The organism is Caballeronia sp. ATUFL_F2_KS9A (assembly GCF_023630765.1).
In the GTDB taxonomy this organism is placed as follows: Bacteria; Pseudomonadota; Gammaproteobacteria; order Burkholderiales; family Burkholderiaceae; genus Caballeronia; species Caballeronia zhejiangensis.
The window spans coordinates 296,294-316,060 of sequence record NZ_JALQEK010000002.1; the positions used below are offsets into that span (position 1 = coordinate 296,294).

The window sequence follows — 19,767 nt, forward strand, 5'->3', positions numbered from 1 at the left end:
GCATCGGCGATTACACTTATAGTGTTCAGGCCTTAGCGGAAGATGCGAAGGTTAATTCCGAAGGTCTGCTGAAGGGCAAGCGTCCGTTGATTTTCGGCAATTATCGCGCATGGCTCGGATCGTCAATTTGAGACCCAGTTAGACATCCGGCTGGTTCGGGCCTTAAGGCGCATAAAAGCAAATGGTTCGCACTTTATGAATTTAACCCGTCCCATCTCGGCATCGGATTTCTCGATGTCGCGAAACCTCTACAAGTCAGCGGTCAAGGAATCGACATGATCGGGATTGTGATGCGTACGAAGGACCGGCCAGTCCTTCTGCGTAGAGCGCTGAAAAGCGTCATGCGGCAATCGTGGAAAAAATGGCACGTCGTCATTGCTAATACCGGTGATCCGCGAGTCGTTCAACGCGTGCTGGAAAGCTTGGGAGCCACCGACGGTCTAGCTATCGAGATAGTGCATCTGGACGAGGAGCTCAGCGCGGAAGATGCAACGAACGCGGCGCTGGAGCGTCTGAGCGGCGCAGAGCATATCGCATTTCACGACGATGACGATAGCTGGGCCCCGGATTTTCTGGGAATCTGCGTTAGGCAATTAGAAACATTATCGGAAATATATCCGGCAACGGTGGCCGTGATAGCTTTGGGAAAACGCGTCGATGAGGAAATCGACGGTAACGTGGTGCGTGTCAAAAGTACGGAGCTGATGCGGCCGCATATGAGCGCGGGATTTATTTCGCTTAATGCGATGGTGGTCGAAAATCAGTTCAAGAACATTCAGCTACTCGTAAAGAAAAGTGCGGTTGCCAAAATTCGCTTCAATTCGCTATTCGGCGGAATGTCAGACTGGGATTTTCACCTTCGTCTGCTCATGGCAGGAGATATCTATGTTATTCCGCAGGTGCTAGTGTTTTCTCACGTCCGAAGCTCGGTACGCGGCCCCTATGCAAACCGTTCGGCCGCCGCTCGTGCATTTGCCGGGACCGTCGCAGAAGCAACGATTTTGGGAAATGCCTGGCTTAGAGCCGACATTTCATCGGGAACAGTCGGCCTTGGGTTTCTGAACAGCATTCGACCGGTTCTTGAGCACTTGTCGTGGTACGCGACGCAAAGCAGCAACTCGTCCCGAGCGATGCTCGAACGATTACACGGCGACATAGGGGCCTTGGGGGCGGAGCTGTCGAACGTGTCCGGCAGAGTCTCACGTCGTCCAGTGCGAAACGTGTTCAAGCTCGGCTATTTGTGGCTGCGCTCTGGCCGCGCACTTCATTACTTGCTTCAGTTCTTGCGGACGGCGAATTCGGTCGGCTTGCGGCAAGCCGTGGACCGAACAAAAACCTGGTTACTCCTGCAGCGATAGATATGTGGCGCATAAACAAGAATTGCAGTTTTGAGGACGCAAAACGTCTGATCGACGAAGCAGGAATCGTGTCGTTTGACGTGTTCGATACGCTCATTCATCGTCTGGTTGCAAGACCTGCTGACGTTTTCGACTTGGTGGCGGCTCAATTGCGGCACGATGAGTACACTGAATTGGATTACGGGATGGTCGACTCGTTTCCGGCGAATCGACTTCTCGCAGAAATTCAGACGCGCGAGAAGTACTACAGGCTCCGCAACTCCTACGAAGTGACTTACGACGAGATCTATGAAGAGTTGGCATCGCAACTGGGAGCGGATCGCCTGGTTGACCGGTTCAAGGTGGTAGAACTCCAGGTGGAGCGGGCAATCGTCTATTGCAACCCAGTCATGCGGGAGCTAGTGCAATACGCGCAAGCCATTGGCAAGCCCGTGGTGCTTTGCTCCGACATGTATCTCCCGTCGACGGTCATTCTCGAACTCATTCAGGCATGCGGATACGGAAAGATAGAACTGGTGGTGTCCTGCGAGGAGGGAGCCAGCAAGCACGAAGGCTCTCTTTTCGCGATCGCTGCAAAAAGGGCAGGCGGCACGACGCGGGGCATGCTGCACTTCGGTGACAACCTCCACGCAGATGTAGAAATGGCGAAGCGCGCTGGCGTGAAGGGCGTGCATTTCGATTATCTCGCCCGCATCGAGTCCGATTTCTTACGGAATCCGATAGTGTCGTCAGTGGACATGCCGCACACCGCCAGTCTCATCGCCGGCGGGACGCGGGCAGTACTTATGCAGAGAAAGCGCGAGGTGGCGGAGCCATGGTTCGACATCGGCGCACAGGTGTTTGGGCCGTTGTTCCTCGGCTACTTCATCTGGATGATGCATCAGTTGAAGCTGGACAACGTTGACAAGGTTCTGTTCTTCGCGCGTGACAGTTACCTGTTCCATAAGCTGTATGAGCAGTACGCGGAGCAAATGGGTGTCAAAATTCCGAGCGAGTACGTTTACATTTCGCGCGCCGCCACGCTCCTGCCGAGCTTCGTCGATTTTCCGCCCGATCGGGTGTGGCATCTTTTCGGTGGAAAAACGGAGAGAACGGTCAAGCAGCATTTCAAACGTCTGGGGCTCGACGTTTCGCGTAATCGTGCCGCGATAAAGGCGGTCGGCTTCGCAAGCGAAGACGAGCGAGTAGTAGGCGGCGACATGCGAATGCACCGGCTGATCAGTATTCTTCTTTCGCAACTCATGGACGTCGCAGCCGAGCAGCGTGCGCTGGTATCTGCGTACTTGTCGAAGACAGTTATCGGATGCAAGAGAATCGCCGTGTCTGACATTGGCTGGGGAGGAAACATGCAAGGGGGCCTCTCACGTATCCTCCAGACGTCTCGAAGCGACTTCCGTACGTTTGGCTATTATTTCGGGACTTTCGAATCGGTGAGAATCAATCAGCTACCGAGTGACGCCTACTTCGGTTTCATGGTTCAGAACAGCGATCCCCGTCACGAAACGGAGCTTTTGCAAGCGGGGGGCGTCGAAATTCTGGAGTTTGCGACGGTAGCACCGCACGGCACGACATTGGGATACCGTCGTGAAGGAGACGAGATCGTTCCCATACTCGAGGAGAACAACGAAGACATCGCCGTGCAAAAGCTTGCGGCGGAGGTTCAAGCTGGCGCGCTCGAATATGTGCATACGGTCTTGCCGACGATCCTGGCTTTCGGCTACGAGAAATTCATCTCGCCGGCATGGGCGCAGCCGTTCAGCCGACTGGTCGAGCGTCCGAGCAAGAGCGAGGCGGCGTTATTCGGCGCGCTCACGCACTCGGATTCCGCAGGCGACACCAGCGCACGAACGAGTCTCGCCGAACGGCTTGACGTCAAAAATGGCCGGCCGAGCAACGAGGAAATCGCGCTCAGCAGAGCTCGCTCTTTCTGGAAGGCTGGTTTTGATGTATTGAATGCGCTAACTTAAAACAAGTAGCTGGATTGCTGAGAGAAAGAAGCGCCGCAAATGGCTCGCGCACGACGCGAGGACGCATTGCACGCTTCGTTCAAGTCCCATCGAAAATAACGAAGCATCAGACCGGCAAATCGTATGACGCATTTCGTCCTGTTCGTTCCACTCGTCGCTCCGGTGGAAGGAACTGCTCATTACTATTGGGTAATCCTGAAATGGCTTCACGCGTTCAGAGCAAAGCAGTCGACCATTCTTTTACCGCGGTACTACTTGAATATCGAATCCGACCTTTCTCGTTGGGAACTGTCGGACTGGTCAAAGCAGTTTCACGAGTATAACGTGTGGAATTTGGATTCTGAAAGGGTCCGGCTGGTTTGCTATGAAGACGGTTTGACGGACTGGTCACTTGACAAAGCACCGCTTGACCGGTTCATCTCTTACGTGACACGAGACTCTTCGGAATTGCATCGATATTTCGCAGACGCCTTTTCGCACTTGAAAGCGCTGCATCAAGAAGTTGTCGCGGTCACATGGCTCAATTGTCCGTCAATGCGACGCGCGGCCCAAGAGTCCGGTTGCGCGCTTGTTTTCAATGAGATCGGACCACTGCGAAAACCGTATTACGCACAATGCGCCTACTGGGACACGAGCGGAGTCAACGGAGATACTGAAGTCGGCATCCGGTGGCAGCGCGAGAAAGCCGCATTTCGCGATTGGGTCGGCGATCGAGGTGACGCCGCGATTTCCGAGACTCTCGAATCGGTACTGATCTCGGATTCAGCGCGCGAGATGTATCGTTCTTCGGAAGACTCGCATACGATCGGCGTCGCGCTGCAGGTGGAAACGGACTCTAACGCGCTCGCCTTCAGCAAAGGATGGAACAATCTCTCGCTGCTCGAATTCGCGTCGAGATCAACCTCCGAACACACTCCGCTTGTCCGATATCATCCGAACGGAAAGGCGCTTTATCCCGGCAAGGTCGACCTGGGAAGCTCGCCATTGAAATTCCTTGGCGCGATTCAGGAATTATGGACCATCAATTCGAGCCTCGGGATCGAGGCGGTACTGTGGCGCAAAAAGGTTCGATTCTTCGGTAGCACCCCTATTCAGACTTTTTTCGACGAGTCCGGCGAGTCGTCACGGTTATTTCGGATATGGTTCTTCCTGAATTATTTGATACCGTATTCGCTGTTGTTTTCGTCTGAATACTACTTATGGCGGTTATCGAACCCTTCAGTTGCCGACATCGCAGAAAAGCACTTCGTTTCGTTTCAGAATCAACGGCGCGGTGAACGGCTCGTGGACAAAAAGCCAGTTCCGGAAACTAGCGGCCGAACGCTGGAGGTTGATGCTCCAAATAAACTCCTTGATGAGCTCTTCAATCTGAGACGTCAGTGCGCTGAGCAAAATACCCGTATCTCACAACTGCAAACGTTCATTCTCGACCGTGATCGCTGGATAAGCGATAGGGACGGCTGGATAAAAGAGCGTGATCAGTGGATCGCGGAGCGAGACGCCAGAATTCGGGTGCTGGAAACCTGCGGCATCGAGCACAACGCAAGTTCGGAAAGACCGGATGGCCGAAGCGCTGCCGAGGAACTCGCGCTGAATGACCGCAACGTTGCGCTTGATCGGCTGTCGGCAGAAGCCGAAGTGTTACGGCTGGAGTTGGCGGAGTCGAAGGAAGCGCGGGAAATTGAAAAGCAAGAACACGAGCGTTTAAGGGAGGAATTTGCAAACATCAACGCGCAGAAAGCAACGGAAGTCGCGTTGCGCGAGAAAGCAGAAAGCGATGCGGTGATGTTGAGTAGCAGGCTGGCGGCGCTAGAATTGCGCCATGACCGACTGCTTCATGCCGCGCGCATCGTAGCGTCATATCTGCAAAGTAGATTGGTCACAACGAGATGGCGCACCCGCCACCTTGTCGCGATGCTAAAACTTTGCGATTGACAGGGCCTGCGCCGCGCCGCCAATTAGGCGCGGCGCCAGCATCAAAACTCGACGACGACGAAATCGGCCTTGCCCACGTCGCACAGCGGGCAGCGCCAGTCGGCGGGGATGTCGTCGAAACGGGTTCCGGCAGCGATGCCATCGTCCGGCAGACCTTCTTCCTCGTTGTAGATCCAGCCGCAAATCAGGCAGACCCAGCTTTTGAATTCGATGACTTCGCTCACGACAGACTCTTGATTCGAAAGAAATAAACGGACCGCGTGCGTTCGAAGACGATGCGCGGCGCAGCGAGCCGGCATCTTACCGTAATCGGCGCGATCGTTCCCCGATCGCCGTAGGCAGGATGGTCCCGATTCCGGCGTGCCGAAAGCCCGGTGTATGCTTTTCGAGGCTCCGGCGCCGACTCGCGCCATCGACCGGTTTCACAACGTGGAGAAAACGATGAAGAAAAAGCTCTTGGGCGCGATGCTGACGGGCGCGGTCCTGCTCACCCAGTACGCCGGCGCGGCGCATGCGCAGGCGCGCGTCTATTTCGTCGAACCGAAGGATGGCGCGACCGTCACGAGCCCCGTGCACGTCAGATTCGGCGTCGACGGCATGTCGGTCGCTCCGGCGGGCACGATGACCGATGGAACCGGCCATCACCACCTGCTGATCGATAGCAAGCCGCTGCCCAAAGGCACCGTGATTCCCGCGAACGACACGTCGCTGCACTTCGGCAAGGGCCAGACCGAAGCCGACGTGAAGCTGCCGCCCGGCGATCACACGCTGACAATGCAGTTCGGCGACGGCGCGCACCGCTCGTACGGCCCCGAAATGAGCCAGACGATCAAGGTGCACGTGCAGTAAGTTGTTTCGGCACGACGCGAGGAAAGGCCGCCACGGAGCGCATCCGGGCGGCCTTTCGCGCTTGCTGGCGCTGCGCGCCTCGTCCGTTCGGCCAATGGCGGATGGAGCGTGCGTGATCGCGCGCCGCGCCCGGTACAATGGCCGCTTCCATCGGTTGCTCGCGTGTTCGGCGCCGATTCTTCGCCATTCATCCGGTTTTCCCATGTCGCTTTATTCCATCTCGGACGCGCAGCTCGCGTTCGGCCACGTCGCATTGCTCGACCACGCCGACTTCTCGCTCGAAGCGGGCGAGCGTGTCGGGCTGATCGGCCGCAACGGCGCGGGCAAGTCGTCGCTTCTCAAAATCGTCGCGGGGCTCGCCGCGCCCGACGACGGGCTCGTCACGCGTCAGAGCGAGCTCACGACCGTCTACGTGCCGCAGGAACCCGAGTTCGATCTCGACGCATCCGTGTTCGATGTCGTCGCGTCCGGCCTCACCGAAGCGCGCGCGTTGCTCGACGAGTACGACGCCGTCGCGCACGCGCTCGCCGATACGCCCGAAGGCGCGAAGCACGACGAGCTGCTCGCGCGCATGAACGCGCTGCAGTCGGCGCTCGATACCCGCGACGCGTGGAACTGGCGCACGCGCGTCGCGACGACACTCGCGCAGATCGGTCTCGATGGCGATGCCCGCGCAGGCGATCTGTCCGGCGGCATGAAAAAGCGCGTGGCGCTGGCGCGCGCGCTCGTCGTTCAGCCCGACGTGCTGCTACTCGACGAGCCGACCAACCACCTCGACTTCGACGGCATCCGCTGGCTGGAGGAACTGCTCGTCACGTTGCGCACGGGCCTGCTCTTCATCACGCACGATCGCGCGTTTCTGGATCGCGTGGCGACGCGCATCGTCGAACTGGATCGCGGTCGGTTGCTGTCGTATCCCGGCAATTTCAGCGCGTATCAGACGAGGAAGGCGCAACAGCTCGAAGTCGAGCAGATCGAACAGGCGAAGTTCGACAAGCTGCTCGCGCAGGAAGAAGTGTGGATCCGAAAAGGCGTCGAGGCGCGGCGCACGCGCAGCGTCGGACGCATCGCGCGGCTCGTCGAAATGCGCAAGGAACGCGCCGAGCGCCGCAACGTGCAGGGCAATGTCAGGCTCGATGTCGGGCAGGGCGAGAAGTCCGGCAAGATCGTCGCCGAACTGACCGATGTGACCAAGCGCTACGGCGAACGCACGATCGTCGACCGGTTCACGGCAACTGTCATGCGCGGCGACAAGATCGGTCTCGTCGGCCCGAACGGCGCGGGCAAGACCACGCTGCTCAAGCTCATCCTCGGCGAACTGCAGCCCGACGAAGGCCGCGTGCGGACCGGCACCAACATTCAGGTCGCGTATTTCGATCAGATGCGCGCGCAGCTCGATCTCGACAAATCGCTTGCCGACACCATCAGTCCCGGCAGCGAATGGGTCGAAGTGAACGGCGTGAAGAAGCATGTCATGAGCTATCTCGGCGACTTCCTGTTCGCGCCCGAACGCGCGCGCTCGCCGGTGCAGTCGCTGTCCGGCGGCGAGCGCAATCGCCTGCTGCTCGCGCGCCTTTTCGCGCGGCCGGCGAACGTGCTGGTGCTCGACGAGCCGACCAACGATCTCGACATCCCGACGCTCGAACTGCTCGAAGAACTGCTGGCGGATTACGACGGCACCGTGTTGCTCGTGAGCCACGACCGCGCGTTCCTCGACAACGTCGTGACGTCGGTGTTCGCCGCGGAAGGCGGCGGCAAGTGGCGCGAATATGTCGGCGGTTTCTCCGACTGGCAGGTTCAGCGCGAACGTTCGGAGCGCATTGCCGAAGAAGCGGCGCGTCAGACCGCGAAGGACACGCCGAAAGACGATGCGCCGAAAGACAGCGCCGCCGGCCGCAATGCGCAGCGCACGGTGAAGCTGTCGTTCAAGGAACAGCGCGAACTCGAAGCGCTGCCGGGGCGCATCGCCGAACTCGAAGACGAGCAGAAGGTTATCGGCGCGCAACTCGAAGACGGCTCGATCTTCGCGAAGGACGCGAAGGAAGGCGCGCGTCTTTCCGAGCGACACGCGGCGATCGAAGAGGAGTTGCTCGTCGCCCTCGAGCGCTGGGAAGAGCTCGAAGCGAAGCGCAAATAGCGGCTCGCGCCCGCTGTGCGTGTGCTGAACGCATGTACGCGAACGAAGCGCGTTTTATCGCGCCGAGGTGGGCGCGGCGGGCGAAAACCGCTATTCTCCTAGCGCGGCTCGGATCGGCGGGCGTTTTTTTGCCTCGCTTTCAACGCATCCGGCCAGGCACAACATCAAGCATTTGCCGGCAGATCGGGCGTCATGTCGTGACATTCCGTCAGGCGTTCGAGAGCCGGATCAACGTTCAACTATGTCCACGAAAAAATCCAGCGCAATGGCGACAGGCACTGAACGAGGCAAGCGCCAGGTCATGAACGCCAAGGCAGCCGGCTACAGCGAAGCATCGATCAAGGTGCTCAAGGGCCTGGAGCCGGTCAAGCAGCGGCCCGGCATGTACACGCGGACCGAGAATCCGCTGCACATCATTCAGGAGGTGATCGACAACGCCTCCGACGAAGCGCTCGGCGGCTTCGGCAAGCAAATCACCGTCACCGTGCATCAGGACAACTCCGTGACCGTCGAGGACGACGGCCGCGGCATTCCTTTCGGCCTGCATCCGGAAGAAGGCGTGCCGGTAGTCGAGATCGTCTATACGCGGCTGCATGCGGGCGGCAAGTTCGATAAGGCCGCGGGCGGCGCCTATACGTTCTCGGGCGGTCTGCACGGCGTCGGCGTCTCGGTGACGAACGCGCTCGCAACCCGTCTCGAAGTCACCGTCTGGCGCGACAACAAGGTCGCGCAGCTTGCGTTTTCCAATGGCGACGTCATCGAAGAGCTGACGACGCGCCCGGCCGAACGCGGCGCGAAGAAGAGCGGCACGCGCGTGCGTGCATGGCCGAATCCGAAGTATTTCGACTCGCCGAATCTGCCGCTCGGCGAATTGCAGCGCCTCCTGCGTTCGAAAGCCGTGCTGTTGCCGGGTGTCGAAGTGGTGCTCGTCATCGAGAAAACGGGCGAGCGTCAGACGTGGAAATACGAAGACGGTCTGCGCGGTTATCTGCTCGAAGGCATGGGCGGCAGCGAACTGCTGATTCCGTTGTTCGAAGGCGAACGCTACGCGGAAAGCTCGAAGAACACCGAGGAAACCTTCGCGGAAGGCGAGGGCGCGTCGTGGGTCGTCGCGTGGACCGAGGAAGGGCCGCTGCTGCGCGAATCGTATGTCAACCTCATTCCGACGCCCGCGGGCGGCACGCATGAATCCGGTCTGCGCGACGGTCTCTTTCAGGCGGTGAAGAACTTCGTCGAGATTCACAATCTCCAGCCGAAGGGCGTCAAGCTGCTCGCGGAAGACGTGTTCGCGCGCGTGTCGTTCGTGCTGTCGGCGAAGGTGCTCGATCCGCAGTTCCAGGGGCAGATCAAGGAACGCCTCAATAGCCGCGATGCCGTGAAGCTCGTGTCGTCGTTCTCGCGGCCGGCGCTGGAGTTGTGGCTGAATCAGCACGTCGAATACGGCAAGAAGCTCGCGGAGCTCGTGATTCGCCAGGCGCAGGCGCGCACGCGCGCGGGCCAGAAGATCGAGAAGAAGAAGAGTTCGGGCGTCGCCGTGTTGCCGGGCAAGCTCACCGATTGCGAATCGACGGATATCTCCCGCAACGAACTCTTTCTCGTCGAGGGCGATTCGGCGGGCGGCTCCGCGAAAATGGGCCGCGACAAGGAGTTCCAGGCGATTCTCCCGTTGCGCGGCAAGGTGCTGAATACGTGGGAAACGGAACGCGACCGGCTCTTCGCGAACAACGAAGTGCATGACATCGCGGTGGCGATCGGCGTCGATCCGCACGGTCCCGACGATCAGATCGATCTGTCGAATCTGCGCTACGGCAAGATCTGCATTCTCTCCGATGCGGACGTCGACGGCGCGCACATTCAGGTTCTGCTGCTCACGCTCTTCTTCAAGCATTTCCCGCAACTGATCGAGCGCGGCCATGTGTGCGTCGCGCGTCCGCCGTTGTTCCGCGTCGATGCGCCCGCGCGCGGCAAGAAGCCCGCGCAGAAGCTCTACGCGCTCGACGAAGGCGAACTCGAAGCGATCCTCGACAAGCTGCGCAAGGACGGCGTGCGCGAAACGGCGTGGACCATCAGCCGCTTCAAGGGCCTCGGCGAAATGAGCGCCGAACAGCTCTGGGACACGACGATGAACCCGGACACGCGCCGTCTTCTGCCGGTCGCGCTCGGCGATCTCGGCTTCGATCTCACCGTTTCGCGCATGACGATGCTGATGGGCAAGGGCGAAGCGGCCTCGCGCCGAAGCTGGCTCGAAGAAAAGGGCAACGAAGTCGAAGCGGACATCTGACGCGAACGCATTAACACGGACATTCGATGGGAATCACAGACGATCTCTTCGCCGAACAGACTGCACCGGACGGCGAACAACTGACGCTCGGCGATTACGCCGAACGTGCTTATCTCGACTACGCGGTGAGCGTGGTGAAGGGCCGCGCGCTGCCCGACGTGTGCGATGGACAGAAGCCCGTGCAGCGCCGCATTCTCTACGCGATGAGCGAGATGGGCCTCGCGGCCAACGCCAAGCCGGTGAAGTCGGCGCGCGTGGTCGGCGACGTGCTGGGTAAATATCACCCGCACGGCGATCAATCGGCGTACGACGCGCTGGTGCGTCTCGCGCAGGACTTTTCGATGCGCTATCCGCTCATCGACGGCCAGGGCAATTTCGGCTCGCGCGACGGCGACGGCGCAGCGGCCATGCGATACACCGAAGCGCGTCTGACGCCGATCGCGCGTTTGCTGCTCGATGAAATCGATCAGGGCACGGTCGATTTCATGCCGAACTACGACGGCTCGTTCGAAGAGCCGAAGCTATTGCCCGCGCGCTTGCCGTTCCTGTTGCTGAACGGCGCATCGGGCATCGCGGTCGGGCTGGCGACGGAAATTCCGTCGCACAATCTGCGCGAAGTCGCGCAAGCCGCTGTCGCGATGATCCGCGATCCGAAGATCGGCCACGCGGGCTTGATGGAGAAACTGCCCGGACCGGATTTCCCCGGCGGCGGGCAAATCATTTCATCGCCGACGGAAATCTCGACGGCCTACGAAACCGGACGCGGCAGCCTGAAGGTGCGTGCGCGCTGGAAGATCGAGGATCTCGCGCGCGGCCAGTGGCAGGTCGTCATCACGGAATTGCCGCCGGGCGTGTCGAGCCAGAAAGTGCTCGAGGAAATCGAGGAACTCACGAATCCGAAGATCAAGCTCGGCAAGAAGACGATCACGCCCGAGCAGGTGCAGACCAAGCAGTCGATGCTCGCGCTGCTCGACGCCGTGCGCGACGAGTCGGGCAAGGACGCGCCCGTGCGGCTCGTGTTCGAGCCGAAGTCGAGCCGTATCGATCAGACCGAGTTCGTCAACACGCTGCTCGCGTACACGAGCCTCGAATCGAACGCGTCGATCAACCTCGTGATGATCGGCTCGGATGGCCGGCCGCGTCAGAAGGGCATTGTTGAGATCCTGCACGAGTGGATCGGCTTTCGCTTCGTCACGGTGACGCGGCGCACGCAGCATCGTTTGGGCAAGGTCAACGACCGCATCCATATTCTCGAAGGACGAATGATCGTCTTCCTGAATATCGATGAAGTCATCCGCATCATCCGCGAATCGGAGGAACCGAAGCAGGCGCTGATCGCGCGCTTCAATCTCTCCGACCGGCAGGCCGAAGACATTCTCGAAATCCGCCTGCGTCAGTTGGCGCGGCTGGAGGCGATCAAGATCGAACAAGAGTTGTCCGACTTGCGCGACGAAAAGACGAAGCTCGAAGAACTGCTCAACAGCGACGCCGCGATGAAGCGCGTGCTGATCAAGGAAATCGAAGCGGACGCGAAGCAGTACGGCGACGAGCGCCGCACGCTGATTCAGCAGGAGAAGCGCGCGACGTTCGAGGCGCGTGTCGTCGACGAACCGGTGACGGTGGTCGTGTCGCAGAAGGGCTGGGTGCGCGCGCTGAAGGGCCACGGGCTCGATCCGGCGGGCTTCACGTTCAAGCAGGGCGACGGGCTGTACGCCGCGTTCCAGGCGCGCACGCCGGATTCGCTCGTCGCGTGGGGCAGCAAGGGTCGCGTCTATTCGGTGCCGGTTTCGGCGTTGCCGGGCGGACGCGGCGATGGCGTGCCGGTGACGTCGCTGATCGAGCTCGAAACGGGCACGCATCTGCTGCATTACTTCGCGGCGAATGCTGAACAACAACTGCTGCTGGCATCGAGCAACGGCTTCGGCTTCATCGCGAAGCTCGGCGACATGGTGAGCCGCCAGAAGGCCGGCAAGGCGTTCATGACGATCGATGAAGGCGCGGCACCGCTCGCGCCGATGCCCGTCATTCCGGGCGCAATCTATGTCGCGTGCTTGTCGAGCGCAGGCAAACTGCTCGTCTTCGGCATGGACGAGATGAAGACGTTGTCGGGCGGGGGTCGCGGCGTCATTCTGATGGGCCTCGATCCGAAGGAAACGCTGCGCCAGGCGCTCGCCATCGATGCGCGCGGCGTGATGATGATCGGCACCGGGCGCGGCGGGAAGGCGAGGGACGAGAAGCTCAGCGGATCGCAGTTGCAACTGCATCTCGGCAAGCGATCGAGAAAGGGAAGGGCGCCGGATTCGTCGTTGAAGGTGACGGAGCTGCGGCCGGTGTTCGAGGGGTGATGTTTCAATGGGGCGCCGCGCGCGCTCCATGACAGCATGAAGCCCGCTCAGTGCGGGCTTTTTATCGTCTGTCGTTCGCGAGATTCAGACATCAATCATTTCAACGCTTCTTGGCATCAGTCAGCCCAAGCTCTCGCAGCTGATGCGTGGCCAGTTTCGCGGGCTCGGCGAGGCGAAGATGCTCGAACTGCTCGCGCGCCTTGGTCGCAATGTGCAGATCGTCGTCGGTCCACCGCGGCGCTCGGCGAAGCCGGGGCGGGAAAGCTGCCCGGCGGCCGATATCCGTCACTAAGGCAAGCCTCGGACTGGCATGGGGCATCGGCAAAACATATCCCATTCGCGCGATCCTTAGGGTCACGAATAATCCGGTTCTTTCGCGTGCCACGCTGTCATCGTCGAACAAAATCGGCCGGGCGGGGAACTCCACACTCCGCGCGTATTCCTATGCCTTGTGCCTGCACGTACTCAACAACTTAAATCAGCCCCGGAATTCACAATGAACAAAGCCATCGAAGCGGCGCTCTTTCTGCATTTGCTCGGCGTCGCCGTTTGGATAGGCGGAATGATCTTCGCGCATTTCTGCCTGCGTCCCGCGCTCGGCGATCTCACGCCGCAACTGCGTCTTCCGCTTTGGGAGTCGGTATTCGCGCGCTTCTTCAACTGGGTGGGCGCCTCGGTGATCGTCATCCTGCTCACCGGCGGTTTCCTGCTCATGCAATTCGGCGGCGGTCATGCGGCGTGGCCGCTGCACGCGATGGCCGGTCTCGGCATCGTGATGATGCTGATCTTCGGTCACATCCGCTTCGCCGTTTTTCCGCGCATCCGCCGCGCGGTGCAGGCGCAGAACTGGCCCGATGGCGCGAGGGCGGTCGGCACCGTGAGAAGGCTCGTCGTCATCAATCTCGTGCTGGGCGTCGTGACGATCGGCACGGCGGTTCTTTCGCGCGGCTTCTGATTCGACCCGTCGCTTAAACGCCGCGCTCGTCGCTGAGCGCGGTGCTCGATTCGTGGCCGGCGTCCTTGCGCGATCGCGGGGCGTGTCCGCGCGGCCATCCGCATACGCCGAAACGGTCGAGCAGCGCCTGCACGCCATCCGCCGGCACCGGGCGAGAGAACAGGAAGCCTTGCGCTTCCACCGGCCCGAGCGCGGCGAGCCACGCAATCTGCTCCTCGCGCTCCGTGCCTTCGACAATCACCGTCAACCCGAGCGAGCGCGCCAGATTGACGATCGCCGACACCATCACGCAGACGCTGCGATCTTCCGGAATCGCCTGGATGAACGAGCGATCCACCTTCAGCGTATCGACCGAAAAGCGGTTCAGATACGACAGCGACGAATATCCCGTGCCGAAGTCGTCGAGCGCGATACGCACGCCCAGCCGCTTCAGCGCGACGATCTTCTCCTGCACGAGCTCCGGATACTCCACCATCACGGTCTCGGTGATTTCGAGCTCCAGCTTGTCGGGCGGAATGCCGCTCGCCTCGATCGCGCGCGCGACCGTCTCCAGCAAATCGCCGCGCCAGAACTGCACGGCCGAAATGTTCACGGCGAGCGACAGTCCCGTATACCCGTCGCGCTGCCATTGCGCGAGCTCCATGCACGCGGTGTGAATCACGAAATCGCCGACCGCGACGATCAGTCCTGTCGATTCCGCCACCGGAATGAACTCGTTCGCCGGAATGAGCCCGTGCTGCGGATGATTCCAGCGCACGAGCGCCTCGAAACCGGTGATGCAGCGGCGCGTCAGATCGATCTTCGGCTGATAGACGAGGAAAAGCTGCTGCTCCGTCAACGCGACGCGCAGTTGCTGTTCCCACTTCATCAAATGGTCCGCGCGATGCGACAACTGCGGCGAATAGAACTGATAGCAGTTCCGGCCCGCGTCCTTCGCGCTGTACATCGCGAGATCGGCCTTCTTCAGCAGATCGATTTCGCTCTCGTTCGACACGGAAAAGAGCGCGATGCCGATGCTCGCATGCAGCACGAACGCGCTGCCGCGCACGTCGAAGGGCGTGGCGAACATCGTCGAGATGTCGTCGGCGAGCGTGACGGCGCGTTGCTCGACGTCGTCGCCCTTCACGACGACCACGAACTCGTCGCCGCCGATGCGCGACAGCGTGCCGCTTTGCCCGACCGTTTCGGCGAGCCGCGACGCGGTCATCTGCAGGACGATGTCGCCGGCGTTGTGGCCGAGCGTGTCGTTGACGGTCTTGAAGTTGTCGAGATCGATGAAGAGCAGCGCCAGGCGCCCGATGTTTTCCGGCTGCGCCACGTCGAGCCTGAGCGCGCGCAGCGTCGAATACCGGTTGCGCAGGCCGGTGAGCAGGTCGTATTCGACGAGATGCGTCATCTCGCGCTCGCGCCCGAGCAGCTTGCCGATGAGGCCCGTCGCGACCGCGAAGAAGCCGAGCATCGCGAGCGAAATGAAGCTCGCCATCAGCAGATAGACATTGCGCGTGTGGTTGTAGTCGACCATCTCCTCGCGCTCGGACAGGCCGACGAGCACGCCGAGCGGATAGCCGTCGATATGCCGGTACGACACGATGCGCTTCACGTGATCGATCGGATCGACGTAGATGCCCGACGCGTGATCGGTCGTCGGATACACGCCGGTCGCGCTGAACGCGGCGTGCGAGCGATCGGCCGGGCCGCTGCGCGCGCTGCCTTTCGCCGGGGCGCTCGCGGCGGCATTCGCGGCGGCGCTCTCGGCCAGGCTGCCGCCCGTGCTGCGCGCGAGCACGGAGCCGTTGTCCGACACGACCGCGATCACGCCTTCGTGCCCGATCGACGCGACGTTGTAGAAGTCGTTCGTGAAATACGCCGGGTCTTCCGACACGACCACGACGCCCGCGAACGAGCCGTCCGGATGATTGAGCCGCCGCGTGATCTGCAGCGTCCAGAGCCCGGATACCCGCCCGCGCACCGGGCGGCTGATGTAGAGCAGATCGTCGTTCGAATGCGCGTGGACCTTGAAGTGTTCGCGGTCGGAGAGATCGATCGGTTTCGGATGCGGATCGGATGTATTGGCGATCAGCGTCCCGTATTCGTCGATCAGCGAAACCTGCACGAGCGTGTCGCTTTGCACGACGCCTTTTTCGACGGTGGCGATCAGATCGAAGTTGTCGGGCGACTTCTCGTACTCGTATTTGACGAAGCGCGTGATCTGGTCGACCTGGTGAATCGCCTTGATGGTGTGCTGTTCGAGCGCCGACGAAAGAATGGCGGCGGACGACATCGACTCATGCGTGGTCGCTTCGCGCTCGACCGACAGCCGGGCGAAGATCACCGCCCACAGCAGCACCAGCACGAAGGTGCCGAGCACGGGAATCGCGAGAAGCGCGCGCCGACGCCGCGCCGACGGCGCGCCGAGGACGGTGTCGGAAAAGGCGTGGGAGCGCGTGCGCTTCATGGGGTGTCCGTCGGCGCTCTGTCGCGTGGCGCCTTGCGTGCTGCGGACTGCGCGAGGTGGATGAAGCGATGCATGTTCTGAGGCGTTCGACCGAAACGAGTGAATATACCGCGCGCGGCGCGCAGCGGATGATCGGCGGATATTTTCTCCGAGACCCGATCCACATCTCGATCCACCTCAGGTCCGCGCGCGACGGCCGTTCGGCGAGCCGTTTGCCGCTGCAGCGCCCGAAGCCCGGCATGAGCGAGACGGCGAGCATCCGGTGTCGTCGCGTGCATACGTTTGCGCTGCGGCGCGAGCGGCTCACCCTCACGACGCCTGTCGCCCGCCGATGTGAACCGCCATTGCGTTCCGATCCCCGATTGTTCAGATATTAACGAAGCCGCCGGGATTAAGAAAGGGGCCGCGCTTGGGGGTATACGCGCGGCGTCGGGCAGCGCGTAGGTCATTGTTTCAGATGCGGAATGTGCCGTCGATCACAGTTACCGAGGCGCCGCCGATCCAGATCGGTGCGCCGTCCGCCGCATCGTCGTATTCGATGCTGACGCGGCCATCGCGGCCGAGCGCCGTGCCCTGTCTCACCGTGAAACGCTGGCCGGGCCGCTGGTCCCGCGCCCGCAGCAGCGTCGCGAGCGCCGCGTTCGCGCTGCCCGTCACCGGATCTTCGATGTTCTCCGCGCCGAGCAGAATCACGCGCAATTCGAACGTCGCGGGTCCGCCGGCTTCGTGCGGCCCATACATGGCGATGCCGTGCGTGCCGACTTCCGCGACGAGCGCCGCGAGCGATTCGCGCGCCGCGCCTTGCAGCGACGTCGCGAAACACTGCGCCGCGTCCTTCACGCGCACGACGAGCCACGGCACGCCGTTGTTCAAGGCGGCGGGCGGCGAACTGAAATCGATTACGGCGGGCGCGAGTGCGGCGGCGAGGCGCTCGCACTGCGCATCTGAAAGCGGCGCGATGGTGGCGGGCGGCGCGGCGAACGCCCACTCGCCGCCATCGGCATCGCCATTGGCATCGCCGCGTTGCGCGAGCTCCACGAGTCCGACGCCGCATTCCTGCACGAGCCGGCCGGGCGTCTTCGGCGTGTAACCGGCATCGATGAGCGCGTGAGCGCTGCCGAGCGTCGGATGTCCGGCGAACGGCAGTTCGACTGCCGTCGTGAAGATGCGTACGCGGTAGTCGGCGCGCGGATCGGTCGGCGGCAGGAGAAACGCCGTCTCCGACAAATTCGTCCAGCGGGCGATTTCCTGCATGCGCTCGGCCGTGAGGCCTTCGGCGTCGAAGATCACCGCGAGCGGATTGCCCTTGAATGGAACGGCTGTGAAGACATCGACCTGCTTGAACTGGACGGTGCGTGAGGACATGGTTTTGGAATGAGTTCGATGGAAGGGCTATTCTGCCCCCAATACACTCCGGCGCGGTCTGTGAAAGGCCGCGGTCCGCGCTTCACGTTGCGGTCTGGCGCCGGGCGCGAGCGACCAATGCGGCGGCAAGCCGCTTCGTCGGCGTTTCACCTTCGACGGTCGACAATGCGAAGTACGCGATCTCGCTGGCGATCGACTATCACCGATCTGAAGGGGGTCTCCGCCGCGGCATACGATTCGCTGACCTTCCGCGTCGCCGTGGTGCGCCCGATGGGGCTGGACCTCGAGTTCCAGAGCTTCGGCCGTCCGGCAAAGTAAGACTCACATGAAGTCACGTGACGCACGCCCCGTTCTCGCGGTCCGGAGACGGGGCGTTGTCATTGGTGCAGGCGTTGGTTCGCCTCCATGCAGAAGCGAAAGCGCGCCTTACGCGACTTCCGCGATCAGCTCGATCTCGACGCACGCGCCGAGCGGAATCTGCGCGACGCCGAACGCCGAGCGCGCGTGCTTGCCGGCATCGCCGAAGATTTCCGCGATCAGCTCGGACGCGCCGTTCGTGACGATGTGCTGCTCGGTGAAATCGAAGGTCGAGTTGACGAGGCTCATCACCTTGACGATGCGCTTGACCTTGTTCAGATCGCCGACGTGCGCGTGCAGCGTCGCGATCAGGTCGATGGCGACGCTGCGCGCCGCCGCCTTGCCTTCTTCCGTCGTGATGTTGTCGCCGAGCTTGCCGACGTGGACCTTGCCGTCCTTCTTCGCGATGTGTCCGGAGAGATACACCGTGTTGCCGCTCTGCGCGCTCATCACGTAAGCGGCGGCGGGCGCGCCCGCGACGGGCAGGTCGATGCCGAGTTCCTTCAGCTTGTCGTACACGTTCGATGCCATCGGTTGCTCCTCTAAACGTTGAAATCAGATGCTCGCGCGGATCAGCGCGCCGAGCTTCGCGACGCCTTCGTCGATCGTGGCGGGCGGCACCGTCACGAACGAAAGACGCATGGTGTTGTGTTCGGCTTCGTTGGCGAAGAACGGGCCGCCCGGCACGAAGGCCACGTTCTGCGCGATCGCCTGTTCGAGCAGCTTCATCGAATCGATGTGTTGCGGCAGCTTCACCCACACGAACATGCCGCCTTCCGGCCGGTTCCATTCGACGCCCGCGGGCATGTGGCGTTCCAGTGCGTCCAGCATCGCGTTGCATTGATCGCGATAGAGCGCGCGGATCTTGGGAACGTGCGTGTCGAGGAAGCCGTCTTTCACCACTTCATAAACGATGCGCTGCGTGAGGCTCGGCGTGTGCAGGTCGGTCGCCTGCTTGGCCTGCACGAGTTTGAAGTGCAACTCCTCGGGCGCGATGATGTAGCCCACGCGCAGGCCCGGCGCCAGCACTTTCGAGAACGAGCCGAGATGCACGATGTGATCGGGCGCCATCGACAGCATCGTGGGCAGCGGCGCGCCCGCGTAGTCCAGCGCGCCGTAGGGATCGTCCTCGATCACCGGGAACGACGCTTTTTGAGCCAGCGCGGCGAGCGCGCGGCGGCGTTCGAGCGGCAGGCGGCGGCCGGTCGGGTTCTGGAAATTCGGCTGCGCGTAGAGCAGGCGCGCGTTCGCGGTGAGCGTGGCGTCGAGCGCTTCGGGGATCAGGCCCGATTCATCGGTCGGCACCTGCACGTAGTGCGGCTCGAATAGCGAGAACGACTGCAGCGCGCCGAGATACGTCGGCGTTTCGACGAGCACGCGGCTGCCCGGATCGACGAGCGTCTTGCCGAGCAGGTCGAGCGCCTGCTGCGAGCCCGTCGTGATGAGCACCTGCGTCGGACGGATATGCGCGCCGTTCACCGAATACCGCTTCGCGATCCACTCGCGCAGCGGCATGTAGCCTTCGGTCGCGCTGTACTGGAGCGCGGCGGCGGGCTGGTCGCGCAGGATGCGTTCGGAGGCGTGGCGCATTTCCTCGACGGGGAACGTCGCCGGCGAGGGCAGGCCGCCCGCGAACGAAATGACTTCCGGCCGCTCCGTGACCTTCAGGATTTCGCGAATCGCCGAACTGGTGAGCTTGCGAGCACGTTCGGAGAGTTGCCACGGCGTGGCGCGGAGATCGGCTTGATTCATGAAATGCCTCG

14 protein-coding genes are annotated in these 19,767 nt (G+C 61.7%); 9 read left to right on the forward strand and 5 right to left on the reverse strand.

Annotated elements, in window-relative coordinates; genetic code table 11:
• Positions 1-275: 275 nt before the first annotated feature.
• From NCS67_RS03690 to NCS67_RS03700, 3 genes are all read left to right on the forward strand, one after another.
• A complete protein-coding gene (locus NCS67_RS03690; protein WP_250434246.1) occupies positions 276-1,358 on the forward strand; it encodes a glycosyltransferase family 2 protein in 1,083 nt (360 codons plus the stop codon).
• Between the two features lie 2 nt (positions 1,359-1,360).
• Positions 1,361-3,325, forward strand: a complete 1,965-nt coding sequence (locus NCS67_RS03695) for an HAD family hydrolase (protein WP_250434248.1) — start codon at positions 1,361-1,363, stop codon at positions 3,323-3,325.
• A gap of 123 nt (positions 3,326-3,448) precedes the next feature.
• Entirely contained in the window at positions 3,449-5,260 is a 1,812-nt protein-coding gene (locus NCS67_RS03700) for a GT99 family glycosyltransferase N-terminal domain-containing protein (RefSeq protein WP_250434251.1), read from the forward strand.
• A gap of 41 nt (positions 5,261-5,301) precedes the next feature.
• Here the strand turns inward: NCS67_RS03700 and NCS67_RS03705 are convergent, their stop codons facing one another.
• Positions 5,302-5,484: a rubredoxin gene (locus NCS67_RS03705; RefSeq protein ID WP_008350739.1), complete on the reverse strand. Its 183-nt coding sequence runs from the start codon at positions 5,482-5,484 to the stop codon at positions 5,302-5,304.
• A 217-nt stretch (positions 5,485-5,701) separates the two neighbouring features.
• On the opposite strand from NCS67_RS03705, the gene NCS67_RS03710 reads away from it, so the two are divergent.
• From NCS67_RS03710 to NCS67_RS03735, 6 genes are all read left to right on the forward strand, one after another.
• Positions 5,702-6,109 carry a DUF4399 domain-containing protein gene (locus tag NCS67_RS03710; RefSeq protein ID WP_033536673.1) on the forward strand — a complete coding sequence of 136 codons (408 nt, stop codon included), beginning with the start codon at positions 5,702-5,704 and terminating at the stop codon, positions 6,107-6,109.
• A gap of 202 nt (positions 6,110-6,311) precedes the next feature.
• Positions 6,312-8,246: an ATP-binding cassette domain-containing protein gene (locus NCS67_RS03715; protein ID WP_008350736.1), complete on the forward strand. Its 1,935-nt coding sequence runs from the start codon at positions 6,312-6,314 to the stop codon at positions 8,244-8,246.
• Positions 8,247-8,547: 301 nt separating this feature from the next.
• Complete coding sequence (locus NCS67_RS03720) at positions 8,548-10,527, forward strand: DNA topoisomerase IV subunit B (RefSeq protein ID WP_008350734.1); 1,980 nt, start codon at positions 8,548-8,550, stop codon at positions 10,525-10,527.
• A 26-nt stretch (positions 10,528-10,553) separates the two neighbouring features.
• Positions 10,554-12,872 (forward strand): DNA topoisomerase IV subunit A, encoded by a 2,319-nt coding sequence (gene parC / locus NCS67_RS03725; protein ID WP_250434253.1) that lies wholly within the window; start codon positions 10,554-10,556, stop codon positions 12,870-12,872.
• Positions 12,873-12,969: 97 nt separating this feature from the next.
• Complete coding sequence (locus NCS67_RS31875; protein WP_277621788.1) at positions 12,970-13,164, forward strand: helix-turn-helix domain-containing protein; 195 nt, start codon at positions 12,970-12,972, stop codon at positions 13,162-13,164.
• Positions 13,165-13,368: 204 nt separating this feature from the next.
• The gene (locus tag NCS67_RS03735) at positions 13,369-13,827 is read left to right on the forward strand and encodes a CopD family protein (protein WP_008350729.1); all 459 of its coding nucleotides are present in this window, start codon (positions 13,369-13,371) and stop codon (positions 13,825-13,827) included.
• Between the two features lie 13 nt (positions 13,828-13,840).
• On the opposite strand, the gene NCS67_RS03740 is transcribed toward NCS67_RS03735, so the two are convergent.
• From NCS67_RS03740 to NCS67_RS03755, 4 genes are all read right to left on the reverse strand, one after another.
• Positions 13,841-16,282 (reverse strand): bifunctional diguanylate cyclase/phosphodiesterase, encoded by a 2,442-nt coding sequence (locus NCS67_RS03740; RefSeq protein ID WP_034471280.1) that lies wholly within the window; start codon positions 16,280-16,282, stop codon positions 13,841-13,843.
• Positions 16,283-16,735: 453 nt separating this feature from the next.
• Complete coding sequence (locus NCS67_RS03745) at positions 16,736-17,647, reverse strand: PhzF family phenazine biosynthesis protein (protein ID WP_250434255.1); 912 nt, start codon at positions 17,645-17,647, stop codon at positions 16,736-16,738.
• Between the two features lie 426 nt (positions 17,648-18,073).
• Positions 18,074-18,535 (reverse strand): RidA family protein, encoded by a 462-nt coding sequence (locus NCS67_RS03750; RefSeq protein WP_008350722.1) that lies wholly within the window; start codon positions 18,533-18,535, stop codon positions 18,074-18,076.
• Positions 18,536-18,559: 24 nt separating this feature from the next.
• Positions 18,560-19,756 carry an aminotransferase-like domain-containing protein gene (locus tag NCS67_RS03755; RefSeq protein ID WP_008350720.1) on the reverse strand — a complete coding sequence of 399 codons (1,197 nt, stop codon included), beginning with the start codon at positions 19,754-19,756 and terminating at the stop codon, positions 18,560-18,562.
• Positions 19,757-19,767 lie beyond the last annotated feature (11 nt).

Excerpts from the sequence above, each read along its gene's own strand:
- NCS67_RS03750 (WP_008350722.1), bottom strand. The coding sequence starts at position 18,535 with ATGGCATCGAACGTGTACGACAAGCTGAAGGAACTCGGCATCGACCTG.
- NCS67_RS03715 (WP_008350736.1), top strand. The coding sequence starts at position 6,312 with ATGTCGCTTTATTCCATCTCGGACGCGCAGCTCGCGTTCGGCCACGTC.
- NCS67_RS03740 (WP_034471280.1), bottom strand. The coding sequence starts at position 16,282 with ATGAAGCGCACGCGCTCCCACGCCTTTTCCGACACCGTCCTCGGCGCG.
- NCS67_RS03695 (WP_250434248.1), top strand. The coding sequence starts at position 1,361 with ATGTGGCGCATAAACAAGAATTGCAGTTTTGAGGACGCAAAACGTCTG.
- NCS67_RS03700 (WP_250434251.1), top strand. The coding sequence starts at position 3,449 with ATGACGCATTTCGTCCTGTTCGTTCCACTCGTCGCTCCGGTGGAAGGA.
- NCS67_RS03755 (WP_008350720.1), bottom strand. The coding sequence starts at position 19,756 with ATGAATCAAGCCGATCTCCGCGCCACGCCGTGGCAACTCTCCGAACGT.
- parC (WP_250434253.1), top strand. The coding sequence starts at position 10,554 with ATGGGAATCACAGACGATCTCTTCGCCGAACAGACTGCACCGGACGGC.
- NCS67_RS03710 (WP_033536673.1), top strand. The coding sequence starts at position 5,702 with ATGAAGAAAAAGCTCTTGGGCGCGATGCTGACGGGCGCGGTCCTGCTC.
- NCS67_RS03720 (WP_008350734.1), top strand. The coding sequence starts at position 8,548 with ATGAACGCCAAGGCAGCCGGCTACAGCGAAGCATCGATCAAGGTGCTC.
- NCS67_RS03690 (WP_250434246.1), top strand. The coding sequence starts at position 276 with ATGATCGGGATTGTGATGCGTACGAAGGACCGGCCAGTCCTTCTGCGT.
- NCS67_RS03745 (WP_250434255.1), bottom strand. The coding sequence starts at position 17,647 with ATGTCCTCACGCACCGTCCAGTTCAAGCAGGTCGATGTCTTCACAGCC.
- NCS67_RS03735 (WP_008350729.1), top strand. The coding sequence starts at position 13,369 with ATGAACAAAGCCATCGAAGCGGCGCTCTTTCTGCATTTGCTCGGCGTC.